The sequence below is a fragment of the Bacillus carboniphilus genome, assembly GCF_020524035.2.
Classification (GTDB): Bacteria; Bacillota; Bacilli; order Bacillales; family JAIVKR01; genus Bacillus_CC.
In genome coordinates this window covers 3,289,744-3,311,733 of sequence record NZ_CP129013.1, presented here as the reverse complement: position 1 = coordinate 3,311,733, position 21,990 = coordinate 3,289,744, and the positions used below count along the sequence as shown (strand labels likewise).

The 21,990-nt window shown below is 35.8% G+C and carries 20 protein-coding genes and 3 pseudogenes; 5 read left to right on the top strand and 18 right to left on the bottom strand.

Translation table 11 applies throughout. The annotated features are described in order from the left end of the window. Positions 1-151: 151 nt before the first annotated feature. A pseudogene (locus LC087_RS17275) lies at positions 152-1,635 on the bottom strand (alanine/glycine:cation symporter family protein). 399 nt (positions 1,636-2,034) lie between these two features. Here LC087_RS17275 and LC087_RS17270 point away from each other — a divergent pair. Further along, positions 2,035-2,247 (top strand): hypothetical protein, encoded by a 213-nt coding sequence (locus tag LC087_RS17270; RefSeq protein WP_306019736.1) that lies wholly within the window; start codon positions 2,035-2,037, stop codon positions 2,245-2,247. Between the two features lie 236 nt (positions 2,248-2,483). Here the strand turns inward: LC087_RS17270 and LC087_RS17265 are convergent, their stop codons facing one another. Together LC087_RS17265 and LC087_RS17260 are read right to left on the bottom strand one after the other, a co-directional pair. After that, the gene (locus tag LC087_RS17265) at positions 2,484-2,921 is read right to left on the bottom strand and encodes a threonine/serine exporter family protein (protein WP_226542931.1); all 438 of its coding nucleotides are present in this window, start codon (positions 2,919-2,921) and stop codon (positions 2,484-2,486) included. Between the two features lie 61 nt (positions 2,922-2,982). After that, complete coding sequence (locus tag LC087_RS17260) at positions 2,983-3,738, bottom strand: threonine/serine exporter family protein (protein WP_226542926.1); 756 nt, start codon at positions 3,736-3,738, stop codon at positions 2,983-2,985. 425 nt (positions 3,739-4,163) lie between these two features. Between LC087_RS17260 and LC087_RS17255 the strand changes: the two genes are divergently transcribed. Continuing rightward, positions 4,164-4,289 (top strand): hypothetical protein, encoded by a 126-nt coding sequence (locus LC087_RS17255; protein WP_264190016.1) that lies wholly within the window; start codon positions 4,164-4,166, stop codon positions 4,287-4,289. Positions 4,290-4,506: 217 nt separating this feature from the next. Here the strand turns inward: LC087_RS17255 and LC087_RS17250 are convergent, their stop codons facing one another. From LC087_RS17250 to LC087_RS17210, 9 genes are all read right to left on the bottom strand, one after another. Further along, a complete protein-coding gene (locus LC087_RS17250; RefSeq protein WP_226542924.1) occupies positions 4,507-4,983 on the bottom strand; it encodes a DinB family protein in 477 nt (158 codons plus the stop codon). A gap of 121 nt (positions 4,984-5,104) precedes the next feature. Further along, a complete protein-coding gene (locus LC087_RS17245) occupies positions 5,105-5,890 on the bottom strand; it encodes an ABC transporter permease (RefSeq protein WP_226542922.1) in 786 nt (261 codons plus the stop codon). A 3-nt stretch (positions 5,891-5,893) separates the two neighbouring features. Beyond that, the gene (locus LC087_RS17240; protein ID WP_226542920.1) at positions 5,894-6,685 is read right to left on the bottom strand and encodes an ABC transporter permease; all 792 of its coding nucleotides are present in this window, start codon (positions 6,683-6,685) and stop codon (positions 5,894-5,896) included. Then, positions 6,678-7,691 (bottom strand): ABC transporter ATP-binding protein, encoded by a 1,014-nt coding sequence (locus LC087_RS17235; RefSeq protein ID WP_226542918.1) that lies wholly within the window; start codon positions 7,689-7,691, stop codon positions 6,678-6,680. Before LC087_RS17235 ends, LC087_RS17240 begins: the two co-directional genes overlap by 8 nt. Positions 7,692-7,941: 250 nt before the next feature. Beyond that, positions 7,942-8,877: an ABC transporter permease gene (locus tag LC087_RS17230; RefSeq protein WP_226542916.1), complete on the bottom strand. Its 936-nt coding sequence runs from the start codon at positions 8,875-8,877 to the stop codon at positions 7,942-7,944. A gap of 16 nt (positions 8,878-8,893) precedes the next feature. Then, positions 8,894-9,793 (bottom strand): ABC transporter ATP-binding protein, encoded by a 900-nt coding sequence (locus tag LC087_RS17225; RefSeq protein ID WP_226542914.1) that lies wholly within the window; start codon positions 9,791-9,793, stop codon positions 8,894-8,896. A 567-nt stretch (positions 9,794-10,360) separates the two neighbouring features. Further along, complete coding sequence (locus tag LC087_RS17220) at positions 10,361-10,939, bottom strand: GNAT family N-acetyltransferase (RefSeq protein WP_226542912.1); 579 nt, start codon at positions 10,937-10,939, stop codon at positions 10,361-10,363. A gap of 427 nt (positions 10,940-11,366) precedes the next feature. Beyond that, complete coding sequence (locus tag LC087_RS17215) at positions 11,367-11,612, bottom strand: hypothetical protein (RefSeq protein WP_226542910.1); 246 nt, start codon at positions 11,610-11,612, stop codon at positions 11,367-11,369. A gap of 112 nt (positions 11,613-11,724) precedes the next feature. Further along, entirely contained in the window at positions 11,725-12,090 is a 366-nt protein-coding gene (locus LC087_RS17210; protein WP_226542908.1) for a Na-translocating system protein MpsC family protein, read from the bottom strand. A 479-nt stretch (positions 12,091-12,569) separates the two neighbouring features. Between LC087_RS17210 and LC087_RS17205 the strand changes: the two genes are divergently transcribed. Next, entirely contained in the window at positions 12,570-13,055 is a 486-nt protein-coding gene (locus LC087_RS17205) for a GNAT family N-acetyltransferase (protein ID WP_226542906.1), read from the top strand. Between the two features lie 276 nt (positions 13,056-13,331). On the opposite strand, the pseudogene LC087_RS17200 reads toward LC087_RS17205, so the two are convergent. The 5 genes and pseudogenes from LC087_RS17200 to LC087_RS17180 form a co-directional block, all read right to left on the bottom strand. Then, positions 13,332-15,936 (bottom strand): annotated as a pseudogene (locus LC087_RS17200) (DUF2309 domain-containing protein). Then, the gene (locus LC087_RS17195; RefSeq protein ID WP_226542903.1) at positions 15,936-17,468 is read right to left on the bottom strand and encodes an NADH dehydrogenase subunit 5; all 1,533 of its coding nucleotides are present in this window, start codon (positions 17,466-17,468) and stop codon (positions 15,936-15,938) included. The pseudogene LC087_RS17200 and the gene LC087_RS17195 overlap by 1 nt, the downstream one beginning before the upstream one ends. A 616-nt stretch (positions 17,469-18,084) precedes the next feature. Further along, entirely contained in the window at positions 18,085-19,254 is a 1,170-nt protein-coding gene (locus tag LC087_RS17190) for an AimR family lysis-lysogeny pheromone receptor (RefSeq protein WP_226542901.1), read from the bottom strand. Positions 19,255-19,360: 106 nt separating this feature from the next. Next, positions 19,361-20,039, bottom strand: a pseudogene (locus LC087_RS17185) (aspartate/glutamate racemase family protein). A 262-nt stretch (positions 20,040-20,301) separates the two neighbouring features. Further along, positions 20,302-20,571: an acylphosphatase gene (locus LC087_RS17180; RefSeq protein ID WP_226542895.1), complete on the bottom strand. Its 270-nt coding sequence runs from the start codon at positions 20,569-20,571 to the stop codon at positions 20,302-20,304. A 137-nt stretch (positions 20,572-20,708) separates the two neighbouring features. On the opposite strand from LC087_RS17180, the gene LC087_RS17175 reads away from it, so the two are divergent. Next, positions 20,709-21,089, top strand: coding sequence for a C40 family peptidase (locus LC087_RS17175; RefSeq protein ID WP_226542893.1), 381 nt, complete (start codon positions 20,709-20,711; stop codon positions 21,087-21,089). A 75-nt stretch (positions 21,090-21,164) separates the two neighbouring features. Further along, positions 21,165-21,410, top strand: a complete 246-nt coding sequence (locus LC087_RS17170) for a DUF2164 domain-containing protein (RefSeq protein WP_226542891.1) — start codon at positions 21,165-21,167, stop codon at positions 21,408-21,410. Between the two features lie 32 nt (positions 21,411-21,442). On the opposite strand, the gene LC087_RS17165 is transcribed toward LC087_RS17170, so the two are convergent. Beyond that, positions 21,443-21,820, bottom strand: a complete 378-nt coding sequence (locus LC087_RS17165) for a hotdog family protein (RefSeq protein WP_226542889.1) — start codon at positions 21,818-21,820, stop codon at positions 21,443-21,445. Positions 21,821-21,990 lie beyond the last annotated feature (170 nt).

Here is a 21,990-nt window from a genome sequence, read left to right as displayed (position 1 = left end):
CTAGCACGTCGTGTGCTTCGAAAGCGCTACCCGTCGCTGGGCGCTGGAGCTAGACAAAAATAGAAGCACCATCCAAATAAGGACCAATTTATATACTTTCTTACTCTGTTAAAAAGCTCTCAATCTAAATGTAGATTGAGAGCTTTTCACTTTAACTATAGTAATTCCTTTTCGTCTTTTCTTCTCGCTCTTCTTCCCAGTAGTGGGCATTTTTTATTCCTAGCTTTGAGGGATCAAAAACGGGATCAAGTCCTTGTTTACGCTGTTGCTCATAATCTTTCAACGTCTTTATCGCTGGTTTAGCCAGTATCAGGATAGCCACCATGTTTAACCAAACCATAATCCCAAGTCCTGCGTCTCCTAAGCTCCATACCGTTCCTGGCTTTGTTTGAATCGCTCCATAAAAAACAGCGGCTAATAATGCAATTTTCAGGAGAAACATTGGGATTATATTTTTGCGCCCCTTTGTTAAATAAGCAATGTTTGTTTCGGCCATATAGTAATAAGCCATAATCGTAGTAAAGGCAAAGAAAAATAGGGCTATCGCTACGAATTCAGCTCTCCAAAACCTTGGAAGAAAGAGTCAATTGCAGCTTGAGTATATTCTGCACCTGCTGGTATGCCTTGTAAGTTTTCAACAACCACTGCTCCATCCTCTGAACCTTCTAAAACATTATATGAACCTGTAAAAAGAATCATAAATGCTGTCGCTGTACAAACAAAGAGTGTATCAATATAAACAGAAAAAGCTTGAACAAGCCCTTGCTTGGCTGGGTGTGATACTTCTGCTGCTGCTGCAGCATGTGGACCTGTCCCTTGTCCAGCTTCGTTGGAATAAATCCCACGCTTCACACCCCAGGCAATTGCAAAACCAATCATCCCACCAAACGTCGAATCAAATGCAAAAGCACTAGAGAAAATAAGCGACAAAACTTGAGGTACCTCACTGATATTTGCAAAAATAATGATAAGTGAGAGAAGAATATAAGCGATTGCCATAAATGGAACGACTATTTGCGCAACAGACGCTATTCTCTTGATTCCACCAAATATGATAATGGCCAAAAGAACAACAATGATTGCTCCTGTTATATAACTATTTATACCAAAAGCATTATCCACACTTAGTGCAATCGAATTCGCTTGAATTCCTGGCAGAAGCAAACTCATGGCTAACAAAGCTGCACATGCGAAGGCAATGGCAAATGGCTTAAAACCAATTCCTTTTTCAATATAGTAGGCAGGTCCCCCACGATATTGACCATCTTGTTTTTCTTTATAAATTTGTCCAAGAGTAGACTCAATAAATGCACTTGAAGCACCTATAAAGGCGATGGTCCACATCCAAAAAACAGCCCCAGGTCCACCGTACGCAATAGCAGTTGCTGTACCAGCAATATTCCCTGTACCTACTCTACCTGATAAAGCAATAGCCAATGCTTGGAAAGAAGAAACCCCTGATTCTGAACTCTTCCCTTTAAACATTAAACGAATCATTTCTTTAAAGTGTCTAACCTGCAAGAACCTCGTTAGGATAGAAAATATTAAGCCAATACCAAGAAGTAAATAAATAATAGGATTACTCCATAAAATCCCATTTAAACCATCAATGAAACTTTTAAAAAATTCTCCCAAACCGCTCGTCCTCCTTTTTTAGTTTTTATACTATTCTAAAATTATAGACGATAATCTTATTATAGACAATCTTATAAATATTTGGACATATAACGACAGTTAATCCCATCTCTTAAACACGTAATTTTTGATATAATGATATCTAAAGACTATAATACATGGGGAGTTCATTTATGATACACAATAAGAAAAGCGCAAGCGCCCGTCTAGCGACGCAGGGGCAAAGGTACGTCAACTAAGTACAGTCACGTCCTGTGACTAACGTTGACGCTAGCACTTCCTGTGCGTCGAAAAACTTACGAGTTGCTGGGAGATGGAGCTAGACAAAAATAAAAGCACCATCCAAATAAGGACAGATTTTTATACTTTCTTACTCTGTAAAAAGAAACCGGTATTGCGATGCTTTTTATTTATCTCGCTTTTTCCCCTCTATTAATGAACATGATGGATTTAGAATATTATCTTTGGGCTCAAGAGATCATTTTTATCTTAGCAGCTATCCCGATTTATATTGATTATAAAAGCCAAAATAAAAAAGCAATCTCCATATTCATCCTTTTAATTATGATCGTATCTGTTATTATTTCAGAAGCTGTATCCATAATAAACTAACTAGAGACAAGATAGTCTAAATAACAGGCTACCTCGTGTCATTAAGAAAAGCGCAAGCGCCCGTTTAGCAACGAAGGGGCAAAGGAACGTCAACTAAGTACAGTCACGACGCGCAAACTAACGTTGACGCTAGCACATCGTGTGCGTGGGAGTTGCTGGACAATGGAGCTAGACAAGAATTAAAACCGCAAGCTAAATAAGGACCTATTTATATACTTTCCTACTCTGTAAAAAAGTTAGCCTTTCATTGTCTGTTCCTGCTTGACTCCCATTTGTTTTAATACTTCTGACAACACTAGTCCAATTGCAATTGCTCCTGAAATCATAAAAACCTTTGCGGCTAATCCATTCGCTACACTATAGTCGTTTTGCACAAAATGACGCATAGCATCATAGGCTAACCCACCTGGGACTAAAGGGATGATACCCGACACGCTAAAAATAATGACAGGAGTTTTATACCGTTTAGCAAAAACTTGACTAATGATGGCAACTAGAGATGAAGCAAGCAATGTTGCTAATACGGCGTCCTGTTGATTTTCAGTCATCACGAAATACAATATCCAGCCACACATGCCCACAAATCCACATTTAATTAATGACTCTTTTGGAGCATGAAATAGAATAGCAAATCCGCTAGAAGCGATAAAACTCATGACGAGCTGAATGAATATAGGTAACAAAAAAAAACTCCTTTCTATTCATAAAAACCGATTACAGTCTTTAGATCATTCTTTATAACAAAGATATTGCTACTGCCACACCCGACCCAATAGCAAAGGCAGTTAAAAAGGCCTCTGCCCCTTTTGAAAGGCCAGAAACAAGGTGGCCTGCAATGAGATCCCTTACGGCATTTGTTATTAATAGCCCTGGAACTAGCGGCATAACCGAACCGATAATCACCTTATCCATATGATCTCCTATCCCTATCATTATTAATAAATAAGATAAGATACCGATAGCAACAGAGGCAGTAAATTCAGCAAAAAATTTGATAGAAAGCAAGCGATGAAAAAGAACTAAACAATAAAAACCAACTCCTCCACAAATTAAGGAAGGTAAAAAATCAATGAAAGAGCCTTTAAACATAATAGTGAAGCAACCACTTGCAAAAGCAGCTGCTAGTATTTGTTGGTATAGAGGATATGTATGATGTTCTTTTTCAATATCCTTTAACTGCTGATAAGCTTCAGAAAGGGGGATTTCACGAGCGACAATTTTCCGTGAAATCGAGTTAACCAGCGTCACTTTTTTTAAATTTGTAGTTCTCTCCGATATCCGCACGAGCTTCGTTTTCGTCGGTTCATTCCCCTCAATTGAAAGCATAATACCTGTAGGTGTAACAAAACTATGAGAGTTATGGGCCCCGTATGAAATGGCAATTCTCGTCATCGTGTCTTCCACTCTATATGTTTCCGCACCACTAACCAGCATTATTTTTCCTGCTAATAAGCATATATCCATAATATCGTACGTTTTAATTTCATTCATTTGATAATCTCTCCACTTGTAAAATCTTCTCTCTATCATAACAAGAAATGTTAGTCTTACAAACCGAAAAGTGAAAAAGATTGATTTCTGCATACTTTATCTAAATAATATATTACCCCACTAAAGTAAGCGTCAATAAGTCAATTAAATTAAGAAACAGAATTAACTCACTTACATGATTCGACATAATCCATAAGCATTATTTTCAATTTCGAAAGAATTTTCATATTTGAGTCCTTTTTCTTAATTATAGTTCATATTTGAGCTTTTTTTGAATCAAAACATGCAATAAGTTCTATATAATGACCATGTCCATGTTATTTATGTATCTATTTTCCTAATCTAAAATGAATAGAATAGAATATTCAGAATTTAACTACACTATTATATAATATTCATAGATCTTACAAAGGGAGATGAGTAGGATGAATAATGAGAAAGAATGGTTAGAAGTTATTCAGTATGGCATTCGTTTAGGTTTCACAAATGGAGAAATAAAAGCGATGTTATCAGAACTGATTAAAGACAAGCAGGCCTGCTCTATTTCTTGAGAACGTTTACATAAATAAGAAGCACACATATATAACAGCTGTTTCGATATAAGGGTTCGTTAATACGTCAGTTCTGAGTATTAGCGAACCCTTTTTATATTATGGTTCCATTGCATCTTACCCATCCGGTTTCATCTTCATTATGGCATGATCTGATTTCCATAAAACGTCTCCTTTTAACATTAATGGTAAGATTTAACATCTTCATATTATTAGATTAAAAATGATTAATCCCCCTTCGCTCTCTTTCTATAAAAGATGTTGATATCGGCTTTAAACCTATTTCTCTTGCCCAAATGGAAAGTTGACCAATATAATGGATTTCGTGAGCAATTATATGATGTAAAATATCCTCTTTGGAATAGGAATCTTCATCCCAAGGAACCGTAATAAGGGCATTACTAGATTCATATAAACTAGATTTTAAGAAATTAATGATCTCTTTACGATATGTATCTGACAGCTTTTTTACTTTCTCCAGCTCGTTGTAATGTTTAAACTCTATCAATATTTCTTCTTTTCCTTGAATTCCTCTTATCCAACTAGATTCTACCTCGACTATATGAAAAAGAGTATAGAGGATACTTTCTACTCCACCTACACGCTTTTCTACTAAGTATTCACGTGTTAAATTACTACTCCATTCAAACCATTCATCTCTAACTTGCCAATTATATTCAAAAAATGTAATCATCATAAACACTCCTCTTTATCATTAGTTACTATAATTGGCTATTATGTGTTAGAATCCTTTCGAATGTTTGAAGTTGTAAAAAAGATCCATCCACCCTGAGTTGATGACCCTTACCTCAATATTAATTACCTGCACCTCGATATTTCGTGACCCCTTTGTTCCAAATCATAATTGAAATAATAAAGAAAACGGCTCCTACTACAGGAGTTAAAAAAGCATACCCATACCATTCTTCTCGTTTTAAGAAATAAGCCGAAGGATAGACACCGACAAATGCAAACGGCAAAATCCACGTTAAAACAAAACGAATAACTTTATTATAAATATCAACTGGATACCTTCCATAGTTGCCGATGTTGTACATCATTGGGATGATGCTCGTTCGGCTATCAGACCAAAAGCTAATACTAGCTAGCATAATAAAAATACTCGCGTAAACGAATACACCACCTAGTACGAGTACAACAAAGATGAATGGATCGTACCAAGACACACTTAACCCTAAGTTAGCTCCAGCATAAAACATGATGGCTAAACCTGTGATCATACCAAATAACGACTCAAGCTCCATCCTCTCTAAAACCACTTGATATAAACTATGAAGAGGTCTTGTTAAAATTCGATCCATTTCTCCTTTAACAATATACCTTTCATTAAAATCCCAAATATTAAAAAACGAAGCGAACACAGCAAATGGAACAAGGAAAAAACCATAAATAAAAATAATTTCATCTCGATTCCATCCATTCAAAAAACTCGTATGATCAAATACAACAAGGATAAAGATAAGATTGACTCCTTGAAACAGTAAATCAGAAAGGATTTCCATCACCATATCCACTCGATAAGTTAATCTCGTTTTCATATATTGGGAGATATAAAGAAAGAACATTGATACATAATTCATTTTCTACCCTCCCTGCACTACTAGTTTCTTTTTCGCTATCATCCAAAACCCTTGAATCGGCACAATTAAGATAAGTGTCCATATAAATTGAAGAAAAAGTGCCTCAGCTATTTCACTTCCAGCAAATCCTCCGGTGAAGATCATACTAGGAATATAACTAATCGCTTGAAATGGTAAAAAGTCCATTACATTTTGTGCCCACATCGGATAAAAGCTGATCGGCAAAAGCAATCCTGAAAATAAATCAATGACGACACGTTTCGCACGAATTAATCCATCATTGTTAAAGAAAAAGAACGTCATAACCCCTGTTAATAAATTTATCTGGGTATTCACGATAAAACTGAGTACAATAGACAGACTAAAAAACACCCACGTAGAAACAGAAGTTGAAAATTCAATAGGAAAAATCAAACTGACAATAAACATGCCTGGAAGAGAGAAAAATGTTAGACGAAAGATTCCTTCTCCGAGTCCTTGCATCGTTTTCATTAGTAAATAATGATAAGGTCTAATAAACTCTACTGCTACTTTACCTTCTTTAATTTCTTGGGCAATTTCCCGATCAATATTATTAAAATAAAACGCTCTTGCCATCCAAGCTATGGCCACATAACTCGTCATTTGAACAACAGAAAGGCCTTCAATTTGAGCCTTATCTCCATAAATGGCACTCCACAAAAAATAGTATGCACCAATATTAATGCTATAAATTAAAATTCCACTATAATAATTCGTTCGATAAGCGAGCATCATTAAAAAACGAATGCGGATCATCTCAATATATTTAGCCATTGAGAATCCCCTCTTCATATATATTTCGAATAACTTCTTCGGTAGATATTTCATGAATCTTAATATCACTTATTCGAAAGGAATCAACGACTACGCGAATCACCTCAGAAACGACGTGCTCATCGTTCGCCACATTGGCTACCCAAACATTGTCACGATCACCTTCAGACCAATCTACTTGTAGGTCGGTAAACAGAGAAACAACATCATCCTTTTTTACTTTTTCGAAGAACTGAAATTCTATTTGCTTACCATCTCCCCAACTTGAACGAAGCTCTGCCAATTTCCCATCGTAGATAATTTTTCCTTCATCAAGCATAACCACTCGCTCACATAAAGCCTCAATATCCGATAAGTCATGTGTCGTTAATAGAATCGTAGTATTGTATTTTTGATTCATTTCCTTTAAGAAGTTACGAATCTTTAATTTAACTAAAACATCAAGACCGATCGTAGGTTCATCCAAAAATAGTAATTTCGGTTTATGAAGAAGGGCTGCCGCTAATTCACATCTCATTCTTTGCCCAAGAGATAACTTTCGGACTGGTTTATCAAGAAGCGAACCAATATCAAGAGACTCAATTACATGTCCCATATGTTCTTGATACTCTTCTTCTGAAACCTTATAAACCTTCTGTAACAGCCGAAATGATTCTTGAACAGCAATATCCCACCATAGCTGAGAACGCTGACCAAACACAACCCCAATCGTTCGAACAAACTTCTCTCGTTCACGATGAGGGTCCATCCCATTGACACGAACGACTCCAGATGTTGGTGTCAAAATCCCTGTTAACATTTTTATACTAGTCGATTTCCCGGCCCCATTTTCTCCTATATATCCAACCATCTCCCCTTCATTTACAGAGAAGGTAATGTCTTTAACTGCTGAGATCACTTGATAATTACGTGTAAATAAATCACGAAACGCACCTTTAAGTCCAGATCGACTTGAGTATGACTTAAAATCTTTTCGTAACGATTGAACATCAATAACCTTTTCCACGTGTGTTTCCTCCTTTCCGTTCACCTCATCTAGTTTACAAGATTTATTTCATGAAGTCTTTTTAAACGCATCTAAAGGAAAGCAAAATGGCCTTTGTTCGAAGACCGAAAGCATAAAAAATCAACATATGGATCACTACACATCGTTAATGCTGAAACCTACTGTACATGAAAAAGCTTTCAAATTGTTGGATGCAAAAAAAGCCCGGTTTTAACGATGGTTAAAACCGAGATTTTTTCTAATTCATTTATTATATTGATACGTCTCGTTTCATAAATACCGCAAAGGCAACAACCTGAAAAATAACAAAATAAATAAGAAGCATAGTTATAGAAAATGGCAAAGTCATTCCTTCGACCAACGGCGTTCCATTAAAATATTGAGTTAGGTTCGTATTCGCAAACAAGCTATACTTCGCGAAATCAAACTTTTGGGATAGGATAAAAGTGATATTCCCACCAGCAATTAATAAGAAGATAGACAATCCAATTGCAAGCGATGAACTTCTAAAAGCTGAGGATATCATAAATGCCATAGTCATCACCATCAAGATATCAATGGAGTTAAACAAGTATGACTTAACAATATGTAAAAAGATACTTTGTTCAACCACTTCTCCGTTACTATAAGCTAAATGAACGTTGCTAGTAGAATCGCCCGTTCCGAAAAAGAGTAAACCTAGTAACCCAGAGAAAACAAAAACAATCGCGGTAATTACTATACCAAAGAGTACAACTGTAATATATTTAGATAATAAAATTTTAAAACGGCTTACAGGTCTAATCAGCAGGACCTTTATAGTTCCCCATGAAAATTCACTCGCAACAATACCTGCAGCTATAATAATTGTAAAAAGTCCAGCAAAACTTAAAACGTTAGCATTCTCCCCCATAAATGTCCAAGCAGTTGTTTCATTAACCGGAGGAATATTATTCTCTAAACGATATTCATTAATCTTTAATTGCTCAAGAGAATAATCATCATACTCAGCATTTTCTTCCAACATTTGATTCTCACTTTGTAATTCTACTCGCCAATCTAACTGTTCTTCTTGAGTTTGCATTCCCTCAAAGTACACCATACCAGCAACAAATGCACAGATAACTAAAAGGACAAGACCAATCATAACGTACGTTCCAACACGTTTAAATATTTTGATCCATTCATTTGCAATTAAATTTACCATTCTATTCACCTCTCCTCTAGTTCGCTGTTATTTCTAAGAAACGCTCTTCTAATGTTCGTTTAACTTCTTTGATTCCGTACATATTAATATCCTTTTCCACCATTAGTTTAATGATAAAAGGAATGCCTTCTCTATTCGTTGAAACAACAAGGCCATCCTGTTCTTTCAATACACTATACCCCTTACCTTCTAATAAACTGATGGCTTCTTCAAGCTTGTCTATTTCAAATAAATAGGAGCGTTCATTCTCTTCCATTTGTTCATGAACATTTTGAACATTCACTAGTTTTCCTTTACTAATAATTGCGATACGGTCGCACATCATCTCCATTTCTGAAAGGAGGTGACTAGAAACAATAATACACATGTTTTCTTCTTTTGCTAGTTTACGTAAGTGATCTCTCATTTCCCTAATTCCGGCTGGGTCCAACCCATTTGTTGGCTCATCCAAAATTAACACTTTCGGTTGGTGAAGTAAACATTGAGCTAGGCCTAATCGTTGTCTCATTCCTAAAGAATAGGTTTTCACCTTTTTATGAATATTATCTTTTAAATCAACGAGTTCGACAACTTCATCAATTCGTTCTTTCGTCACTCCTTTAGTCATTCGAACAAACTGCATCAAATTTTGATACCCCGTTAAAAATTTATACAATTCAGGATTTTCGACGATTGCCCCAACATCTTTCATCGCATCAGCAAAGTCTCTTTGGACACTTTTCCCATTAATCAATATATCCCCTTCGGTAATACCAATGAGTCCAACTATCATGCGAATCGTTGTTGTTTTACCTGCACCATTTGGTCCTAGAAACCCAAACACTTCTCCATGATTTACTTCGAATGATAAATCATCAATAATCTTCTTCCCTTTTATCGTTTTGGTTACATTTTTCAGCTCCACCATTGCTGTCATGGGATAACCCCTTTCAACTTAATTCATTATGTAGTAGTGAGAGCACTCACATTTAAAATTGTACACGATTAACTCATCTTTTTTGTAACAGATATGTAACAAATTCTATTATTCACTATTTTTTATAAGAAATGCGCAAGCGCCCGTCTAGCGACGCAGGTGAAAAGGTACGTCAACTAAGTACAGTCACGACGCGCGAACTAACGTTGACGCTAGCACTTCCTGTGCATCGCCGCATGAGATAAAGGAAACACGAAAAACCCGAAAGCGAAGGATCTACTAAGTTCAGCCACGTCGCGCGAGCAAACGTAGATCCACCTCCCTCCTGGAGGCGTCTCCGTTGACTTATCGTAGAGACATTGGAACATCAACTAAAGACGCCCACTTCCTGTGGGCAACGTTGATGCTAGCACTTCCTGTGCGTCGAAAGCGCTACCCGTCGCTGGGCGCTGGAGCTAGACAAAAATAAAAGCACCATCCAAATAAGGACAGATTTTTATACTTTCTTACTCTGTAAAATAAAAAACCAGAAAACATATCGCCTTCTGGTTTTTACTATCTTCAACCTCACTTTACCGAAATAGGTTTTAAAATATCTTCTTTGCCCTCTTCGATCTTTAGCACTTGATCAACAGGTTGATATGCCTCTCCATATAAGTGTTTATCTTTATAAGTATGAATTTTCTCATACGTTTGCTTCATTCTATTTAAGATGCTTTTTTTAGACTCATTTGTTGGAGACCAATAGAGGATTTCTAATGAATTTGTCTCATTTGTAGCTAATGATTTGCGGTTATATCCTATTGAGGTAGCGTGTTCAAATCCTTCACGAGCATAAAAATGCAATCGCTTTTCTGTATCACTGTCTTGATAATCAACAGGCTCCACTTCTAAAATGATCGGTTTCTGTTTATCTTTCAATTTCTTTAGTAGTTTGTAACCAAGCCCTTTACCTCGTGCTTCTTTTGCCACATAGATATAGTCGATAAACACAAACTCATCTAATTCCGCATAAAGTAGAACATGTTCGGGACCTTCATCTTTATAGTAAATATCACTCTTCTCGTCTAATAACAGTTCAATATGTTCTTTGGACTTCATTTCTTCTATAGGGAAATATTGATTAAGCTTATCATACCAATGCATAAATACCCCTCCTTGATGTCTTCTATTATTGTACCATTTACAGGTAGATTTTCTCAAAGCTGATTAACCTGCCTTATCCATGGTTTTTCATGATATGAAAGGGTATTAGCCGTTTAACAAGTGAATGATATATAAATCCTTCTATTCCCTTCATAATACTTTTGTAGAACAGTTTTATCTTCAAGGTTAAATGCTAAAAATACCGTTTTACCTTAGCACATTAATTTATTAAAAAAATAAGATCTTATTATATTGGAGTGTCTATCCCTCTAGTTTATTACATCATTGTACCATTACCAGTGAAACAAAGTTTAGACGTTCACACCATACTTTTGAAAACTGAATAATTATCAGCAAAATCAGTTGTTTAAGCATTGGTGGAATAATGAAAACTTTTCACTGACAAATTATATAGTAAGATGCTCTTTTATCTTCTTCCTTTGGATCTTTCATTTCCTCTCTTATAGTTTCCTGTAATTTTGGCTAAGACAAGTTGTTCTTCTTTTTCATTGTTGGTCTCTTCGAGATCCCTTATTAGTTTTTCCGCTTCTTTTCCTTTGACAATTTTTATTTCCTTCCCATAGTAACTTATGAACACTGTATTATTCTTGGATATACGAAAATCAAATGGAGTTTCTTCTAATCGTCCTCTTTTATCAATGTGGTTACTCATCCCCTTATACCTCTTTTCCTTTCTGGTCATGTTCCCAACATTACAATATCAAAAAGACAACTCAGTATAGTTAAGCACAGCTCATTCATACTAAATTGTCTGATTATCCTGTTTATTCAAATGTTTTTTCATAGTTTTTAAATAATTTAAAGACCATCATTCTTTCTCCCGTTCGGGTACTGATATCTGTATGGAATGTCTTCACTTCTTCTCCTGTGACATTAAGAATGATTTTCTTTAATTCATCTATACCAGACTCAACTAAATCTGAACGTATTTTCTTTACAGCTAGTAATCCATCTTTTGTTTCGCACATGACATATTCAGCCGGTGATAAGATTCCATGTAAATTAACAATAATCATATTGCTAACAATATCTGTCTTGACCGAAACAGAACCACGTCCTAGAAAATCTTTTTCCCACTGAGTAATCGCCTTACTAATTTCGGCTTCTATAGATCCTTTTGTTTTCCTCATAAAAATATCTCCTCAAACTAGAGAAATTATTGTTATTTTATGTCCATTAAACCATCAGTATTTAAAAGGTTTAGAGAGCTATAAATTCAACAATACACTACATTAAAAATAACTTAGTGTCAATTGATTTTATTGAAATCCAATTATATTTACCTTTAATCTTTACTATGAAACTACATCTTCATCGCTTACCCTTAGTCTCATTTTGAAATTTATGATCAGCAATATCATGCAATAAGGCAGCTAGTTGAACAACGACCAAATTTACAGTCTCATTTTTACTAAGTAGGAGTGAGTTCTTCCAAACCCGTTCAATATGCCACCAATCATGTCCAGAAGCCTCACCTAACATTTGTTTTTTACAAAACGGACGGTTTCTTGTATCACTCTATCACTCATTAAAAACTCTCCAATACCAAGCAGATTCCCATCCATTATATGCTATAATAGGTGAAATTCATAGAAAGGATGCTATGAAAATGAAATATATGATACGTGAAATGAATGAAAACGATATTAAACAAGTACAAAGCGTAGCTAAAATTAGTTGGCATGATACATATGAAGGAATGATCCCCACTCACATACAGGAGAACTTTTTGAAAAATGCATACAATGATAAAAGCATGATTCAAAGAATGGAACGCTCTCATCTTTATATTGCTGAAATAGATCAAAAGATTATCGGATTTGCTAATTTTTCTCCTGTTAAAGAAAAAGGAGTAGTTGAGCTTTTTGCTATTTACTTACTTCCTGATTTCCAGGGTCTTGGAGTAGGAACGGCATTGCTAGATGAAGGAATTAAAAGACTAAATGGAGTGAAGAAAATCTATATAAACGTTGAAAAGGACAACCAAAAAGGAAAGAATTTTTATCTTTCCAAAGGATTTAAACTAGTTGAAGAATTTGATGATCCCATTGATGATTATGTACTACAAACTGAGAGAATGGCTTTGATATTGTAGCCTCGTATCAAAATAACCGCCTTTCTATTATTGAAAGACGGTTTTCCATTTCATTCTTATCTGTGTTAAATCCTTCTGGCACCAATACCTTTAAACCTAATTCCTTTTCTAATAACGGAGCTATGACTTGTTCCTTTTATGCATTGTGGCAATGACCACTTGACGATTCCTAAACACCTCTCCCATTTTACTTTCCATAGTCTCTTGATAACTCCTCCTAATCGTTTTAAATAAACGAGATAAACTTCAGTGAGATGCGACGATCATAAAAGGATTTTACCAATTTCGCCAATGTCCTTCTGGATCGATATTAGCCAAGCGAACCCATCCATTTTGAACCTTTTCACGAAAGGCAGTATCAATCTTTAGTATTCGCTTAATATATTCGTTCGGTGCTTGGATCACAATCAGCAAACGAAGAGGAGAATGATACACTTCCTGATCTGATCGCATGACGGACTGCCAAGGAAGTCCGGCCAACAAGTCACTTGAATTCCCTTGCATCACACCTACACCAGCAGTGACCGTTTGCGTTGCTTTATTTCCACTCCCATAATAGTGAGGAGCGACCGTTGAAGCATAATATTGTAAGTTAATCCATTGAGTTACTGTTCCAGGTCCGGTTATTATACTAGATAAAAGATCACCCTTTTCGTCCTTATTCCAATCATAATTATGAAGGAACGCTCTACCCTCCAAGTCACTATACTTAGTTAACTCACGTTGTCCAATAATAAAGGCAGCATTACGAGCCAGCCCCCATTCAGGACGTATTTCGCTCCAATCTTCCGCATAACGATGCGCCTCAACCATTGGATTTTCAGGGTTCGTTTCAAAACTCGGCAGTTGTGCTAGTCGCTCTTCATTTGACTTAAGACTCACGTTCGGCATGATTGCTTCTATTCGATCAAAAGCTTCTTTTGCTTCTTTGGATAGTTCAGGAACATAAACCCACTCTAATTCATCCACCGTTGTTTTATGCTTAGCGGCAACAAATATGGTACCTTTAGGGATTTCAATCCCTTCTGTAAAAAGCTCTTTTCTTACCTCTGGTAAATTACATAGTTCCGCTAAAACCCTCGCATTAAATCCACCTGCTGCACCACCGCAAGCTCCACATTCAAGAGCTGCCGCATAAGGGTTGTTTGTACTTTGGCTACCATGTCCGCATATGACCACTAGTGGAGCAAAATTTTCTGTTAATCCCATCATCTTGAGAGCTTGACGTGCATAAAACACTTTTTCCTCGTTTGAAAAACCAATAGGAATCTCTTCGTTATGAGTATGATTAAGTGAGAGCGTTGTTTTAGGTTTACGTAACCACGTTTCATGAAGGTTATGAATGAAACGATCTGCGCTTCTTGGCACAAAACTTCGTGTTAACATTTGTAGACTTAACCAAGGACCACTTAGCTCAGGTAAGAGTAAGCTTGCAAATATATTTTGCTTCATCGTTTTAAACGTGTAACTAATAGACTGAACGGTTTGTTTACGTTGTTGATAAGATTTAAGGTTATTTTCATTCACACATTCTCTAATTTTGTGCTGTGGATTTAATATTACGGGCAAAGAAGGATGACTGTGATGACTCCCAAGTTCACTAGTTGCAATCGGCAACCCAAAGAAACCAGCAATTCCAATCGTTTCAAATGGACCTTGTTTTTCTAATTGACGGCGAAAAGGTTCTGAACGTACATCGATACAAAATGCTAATTGAGCTAAAGGTGGTTTTTTTTCTTCGGCCTCATGCTGTTTAGAGAGAATTTCCTTCTTTAATTGATCTCTCTGTGTCTGTTCCCAAGCTTCAAGCCACAGCTTTTTACGTACCTTTTCATCAAATTGATGAGCAAATGTCAAATATTCATTTTGGTCTACAGAGGTCATCCTCGACCAATCCTCGATTGATAGTCCGCCCCAATGAATCCAAGATGCTACAAGATAAGAATTTAAATTATTTCGATTAGATTCTTGATTTTGTATAGGTAAATAAGAGTTTACCAGTACCCATTCCATTGAAAGTCGAACAGCTAAATATTCTGTTAGAAGGGAACGTTCATGGTTTAACTGTTGAGAGCGCCATAACATCATCCCTGCCCATCCAGGTAAGGAAAGCAAATGACCTTCGAGGTAAGTCTGAACCTTAGATGAAGGGACCTGTAGAGCATCAATGGCTTTCTTTAGAGCATCATGTGCCTCTTTCGGCCAATGTTTTAAGCTTTTACGTTGAGTCTTACTAAGCGCTGGATCATATTGAATGAGACGACGCCACGCTCGATAAAAGCCTTCCTTACGATTTGGCATAGTCCATCCTGCCTGCGAATCATCAAGATATAATTTACACCATTTAATGACATGATAATCCAGTAACTCAACTAATCTTTCACCATTTTGATTCTTAACATGAGCACTTAAGGGTTGGCTGCATTGCACTATCCATGTTTGATGTGCTAAATTTTGCGCCCCATTCCTCTTTCTTGACTGATGATACCAGGTTAGGGGGTAAAGAATCTAATTTCAATGCAGAACGACAAAATGATTCTGCTACTTCCCTTGATATAGTTAAAAGATGTGAATCCAGCCAGCGCTGCAGCCCTTCCTCAACAAGAGCTTCATCAATTTCTCCTTTTTTCTTTGCCTCAAGAAACATGGAAGAACTAGGGTATATATCCACATCACGGAGATTCTTTAACCAGCTTGCCACCTCTTCAAAAGATTGCTTTTCAAGACCCATCCAAGGATTTCGAGCTGCAGTAGAGATCGGCCATAATGGAGCAATCACCCTACTGGACGACTCCACTAAAGCATCAATATCCATTTTTTCCGTATTGATCTTCGGCTGTGTTGTGGATTCTTCTTTTGTTAACACTGACGTTCCGTCCATCACTCATTACCTCCTTGAGATAAAAGTTGTTTAAGATAGTTTGGATGACTTTCTACTGAGTTAGGTTTTGCTTCACCTAACCTTATTAACCAAACGTAAAGGATGGAGAAGAGTACAGAAGAACGATGACGAGCCACCCAAGACCCTATAGCATTACAAAGAAACAAAAGAGATACGACGATCATCACAACGGACATGCTCGGCTGAATACTTTGATTTACAGAAGTGTATAGCCAGTCATAGAAAAGATTATGAATGAACAAATAGACCGAGGCACAAACCCCTATGATTGCTAATCCAACAATACGTCCAAAATTCCCTTCACCAAAAGCAACGAGATGTTTCCATGAAACGGACAAGGACCAGCCTAAAATAAACGCGCTCAGCAATTGATACCCATCTCCAGAAGACATCAACCAAAATGCAACCCCTACAAGTACACCTAACGTACGTCCAATCCAGACCCATAAATAGGATGATCTTTTATAAACACGAGTCGAAACTTCAAAACGCCGTACGGCTGAACCAGCCTGCAAAAACAGCGTAGCTTTGAACAAACCATGTAAAATAAGATGAATGATCGCTGCTAAATAGGCACCTAATGCACATTGAATGAGCATGAACCCCATCTGTCCAATCGTGGAACCTACTAGCTGCCGCTTATAATCAACTTGCACTAAACTAATACCGGATCCTATTAAGACTGAGATACTTGCAATAATAAGTAATACAACCGAAGCTATATCACCATTAAAAAGAGGTGAAAACCGAGTTAGCATGATTCCACCCGCATTTACTAAACCTGCATGCATAATGGCAGAAACAGGTGTGGGTGCAACAACAGATTCAATTAACCACCTTTGAAATGGCCATTGGGCTGCAGGAATGATTACTGCTAATACAATCAATAAATTAATTCCTGTTTTCTCCCATGCTGTTAGTTGAGCTAAACTTTCCTTTGTCAGAGCGACGGAAAGCTGCCACTCACCTGTAGCTTGAAAAAGCCATACCACTGCGAATAAAAGAGAAAGCCAGCTTAATAAAAATAATCGACTAGAAACCTTTGTTGCTTCTCTCGCGACTCTCCATCCTTTGTTTAACCCTATAAGCATAATTAAACCAACAAGAGTGGCTCCCCATGATAAGACCATTAAACGAAGATCGCCACTTAACCAAGCAATCGACGCAGAGCTAGTCGTAAACGTGAAGAGAAAGAAATACTTACGATAATAACGGTCTCCTAATAAATAACGTACAGAAAAACGTTGAATAATCAAACCAATCATAAGGACGAAGATAGCCATAAACCAAGCTAACGAATCTAAGTACCATAGACCAATCGCTCCATTCTCACTAATATTAGTAAGGCCCAATATAGAAACTAAGGGCGGAAGAGCCACTATCCCAATATGAATGTGTACAAATTTCAATGGTACTCGGGGAAGAAGAAAAATTAAACCACTTAACAAGGAAAAACTTAATGCTATAAAAAATAAGGTTAATAATAATGACGAACTTAACGAGACTAACAAAAGAACACTCTCCTCTCTCAACGCGTTTACACTTTAATTATTTGTATATTCTTCTAATGTCACTCCTATTGTTTTATTATAATTTTCAAAAAATGGCATATAAAAAACCGACAACTTCAAAAGTCCAATGATTATATCTATCATTGAATCTCGAATGTTGTCGGTTTCACTTCAACTAACTTCGAACAAGTTATTTGTAAGAGCTCCCGTTAAAATTCCTAAATACCGCTTTTTCACTCAAACAATGTACGAGATTGAAAGAATGCTAAAGCTTAAGTTTAAAATTTCCTTAGACGATTATATTATTACTAACGTATCCTAACCAAAAACAAATGTCAAATGAAAAATGTTCGTGGTTAAAACTAGCCAATTGAAAAGAAAGCTCAATATCTTGGTTCCATTTAATCTATGCTTACCATTTAGTTTTTTATTCACCACTGAAGAATCTTGCAATATATCCATCTATCGGATAAAATGATTCGAAATTGAAAAAATAGAATTGGAGCCTAATGAATGTTTAAATTGAAAAAAATAAGATTATTGATTTTGACCCTATTGTTAATACCTATTTGTGTAGGAATTTATCATTACTTAAAAACAGAAAAAAGTGTGCGCATTATAAATCAATAACGTCCCACTCTTGTCTCTTTTGTAAAAACAGCTCTTTAATTTTCATTGGTAGCTCGGCAAAGTGAAAGTCGCCGCACTTTTCAAAGTTGAGTTTTGATAATCTTAAGTAGATGTCTCTACCTGTTTCATATAACTCGATTAATCCTCTAGAAATAAGTAAAATCGGAGAACCTAGGTCACCTTTTTCAAGTTCGGTTACTATTTTATCAGCTTCTCTCATTCTTCCTTCCAAACAATAAGCAATTGCGATTGTTTTAGAATCAACTAACTCTTCTATACGATAGCGATCGAAAATGACAGAGGTTAACTCCAAATTTCTTTGCGTTACTATATAGTCACCTTTCAACTTCAACCTTTTGTAAATCTCTAATGCTTTTAAAAAATGCACCTTTGCTAGATGGTAATCTTCATATTGATAGGATAAACCAATATAGATGAATACCATTGCAGTAAAACGGTTTCCCGAAAGATCATCAAGTAGCTTAAACCCAGTTTCTCTAACTAAATGATATTTTTGCTGTACAAACATAACTTTTAAGAAAACAACGTTCACACGGGTATTAATATTTGTTACTGGCAATTCATGAGGATCTGATTTTTGCAAAATGCCCATTAGTTCGATACATTTTTCTTCAGAATTTACAAAATCATCTTCATTCGTAAGATAAACAATTTCTAAATATCTCTTTAAAATTTCAACATGCGGATGGCGGTAATCAATCTTTTTGGACTGAGCGTACGCCTCAACATAACTTATTTCACGCATTCTCGGTTTCGCCAACAATTCATAAAGCCTAGCAACCTTTGACATTTCGTACGGTTTTTCCTTACTCTTTTTTATTGCCAATTCTAGAACTTCAAAATAGTCATTTTCATAACAATAGTCCATTACATCCTTTAAATGACTCGATTTTAAGTCATAGTTCTCGACATAATCTCTTATAGTTGTCCTCTCATGATCATCTAAACTAGCATACAATTGATGATAACCTAATATGGCTTGTAAAGAGGTTTGCGGACGCCCAGTTTCAATAAACTTAATCGTGTTCGTAACCGTGTTTTTCGTTACCCCAATCATATCAGCAATTTCTTGATAACTTCTCACTTTATTTTGTGAGTCATTCATGATACTTTGCTTGATTTCTATTAATAACATTTAGACATTCACGCTTTCTCCAGTATTCCTTTTAAGATTAATTATCTCAAAAAAATTTTACATATTAAAATGTAAAATATAACTTAAATGCTAAATAGTTTATGATTTACGAACCTGAATAATAACGTTTCACTACTGCTTTTGCTAAACTACTTGAGGAATCAATCATGCTTTTGGAAGAAGAATCATCTATTAATACATTTAAGTCTGTGCAAGCAATTACCACCGAGTCTACTTTCCTATCTAGTTCTAACAGTAATTCTTCCCACAAATTCTTAGCTTGGTTATAACCGTCCTCTTGTTTTATAGCCTTTAAAATCAGATTAATCTTCTCTTGCCAACCTTCTTCTTGAATAGGTGTGAATCCAGATTTACATAAATCATTCTGATAAATGTTCGATTCTGTTGTTGGTTGGGTTGCAAGAACAGCTACTTTTTGAACATCGTTCGGTATTTCCTTAATCGTTTCCTCAATCATATTTATCAATGGGACGTCTAGTTCTTTTTCTATTTGAGGAAAATACAAATGAGCCGTGTTACATGGAATAGCCATAAATGAAATCTCTGTACTTTCTAATCGTTTAGCACCATTTACAATCGCATCTTTCATTTTTGCGTGGTCGATAGGGTGATCTACGTAAAAGGGGGGTCGGACACGAATAAATCATCATATGAGGAAAGTCAATGTCATTTTGTGCTCCATATAATTTTTGAGAATAATAATTCACTTTTTCTATAAAAGGGGCCGTTGATTTTGGTCCCATCCCTGCTAAAATTCCAATCATCTCTCATCACCTCTCACTTCTTCGTAAATACGTTTTCATTCCAATAAACACCAAGACTGATGCAGCGATAATAAACATAAAATCCATGGGGGGAATTGGTTCTTTAGATATCTTTATTAGCCTACTCACACCAGACCATAGTAAGTATCCGAAACTGATCAATGTAATAGATACAGAAATTACTTGTTTATAAAGCTTGGGTACTTCCATCCACTTTTTTTAATAGAGTCCACATCCATTGTTTCAATCTATTCTCTTTCATCTATATAATCTCAAAGCTTTTGAATGTAGTTTTCGTTGTAGGATATTCCGTAATCTTTACTTCATCCACCTTTGAAACTAAAGGTCCCCTTTTTAGTTTTTTTACAAATTTATTCAAATTTTCTTTCTCGCCTTCTGCAACAACTTCAACCTTTCCATCGTCATTATTTTTAACCCATCCCACTATATGAAGTTTTTTTGCCGCTGATGCTGTAAACTTTCGAAAACCAACCTTTTGTACTTTCCCTCTGATGAAAATATGATATTTCAATGTCAACAACTCCCCTTTGTTAGATCTCTTATATCTTAATTATAACTACCTATTTTTAAATTTTCGCGTCATTAGTACAAGCATTTATACGATAAAAAAATATCATATAGTAAACATTTTAATTTAGGGTGATATCTTTGTTAAAAGATACTTTTTTAAAAATAATTTCTGAAGCGGAACAATATATAGGTATGAAATATGTATGGGGAGGTTCTAATCCTCATACAGGTTTCGACTGTTCAGGATTTACGCAATGGACTTTTAAAAAAGGTGGGATTTCACTTCCTAGAACAGCACAAAAACAGTATCAACAATGCACAAAAATTCGAACTGAATATGCAAAAGAAGGAGATTTAGTCTTCTTTACAAACACACGTAAATCAAAAAGGGTCATTACACATGTTGGTATATATGTAGGAAATAATCTTATGTTTGACGCTAATAGAAATGGTATAGGTTTTACTGATGTCACCACCGTGTACTGGAAAAGTAGGTTTGTTAGCTTCGGAAGAGTTTAGATCCCCTCCATTTCGTTCTTTCATTCTTCCTATTCTTGTTATAATAAAACTGTACTTTATAAGGAGGGGAACTCGATGCACATGAAATTTCCTAAAGAAAAGAAAGATTTAATTATCGAAAAAATCCAACATTACTTTTATACGGAGCGTTCTGAAGAAATTGGTTTATTGGCAGCAGAAAATTTCCTTGATTTCGCTTTAAAGGAGCTGGGACCTTTCTTTTATAATGGAGCCATCAAAGATGCTCAACAAGTGGTAGAGCAGAAGCTTACTAATTTAGATGAAGATTTACATTCATTAGAAAGACCTATTAGAGATTAAGGTAGGCTAGAGTAGATAGTCAAAAATCTACTCTAGTTTCTAATAATCCCCTCGCTTTTTGCTTGCATCACTATTTTCCCTTTTTGATTCTTATAGACGCTCTCAAGAGAAACTTTTTGTATGCCTTCTAATTCCTCTACTTTTATAATGTTTAACTCGCATTCGATCGTATCACCACTGAAAACTGGCCGAAAATATTCAGTATAAAGCATACTTCCTATATAGTTTAAATCACCAGCAATTTTTGTTCCTATGCTAGCGGTTAACAATCCGTGAACCATTAACTTTCCACTTTCATCGCATTCCATATGGTGACGGCCTTTATCGCCTGTTAGCTCCGCAAACTGAAGTATATCTTCTTCAGTAAACCTTTTTCCCCACACGAATTGATCTCCTTCATTGACTTTCATTCTACCATCCCCCTTAAGACTTGTTTTTACTATGTTCACCAATTACCATTTTAATATATTACAATAATTGAACTTTTTATGATATATTAATTATCATAAACGAAAATGTAGAGAATGACATCATTATTTGAAGGAATTCCTTCAAATAATGATTGATAGACCTCCTTTAT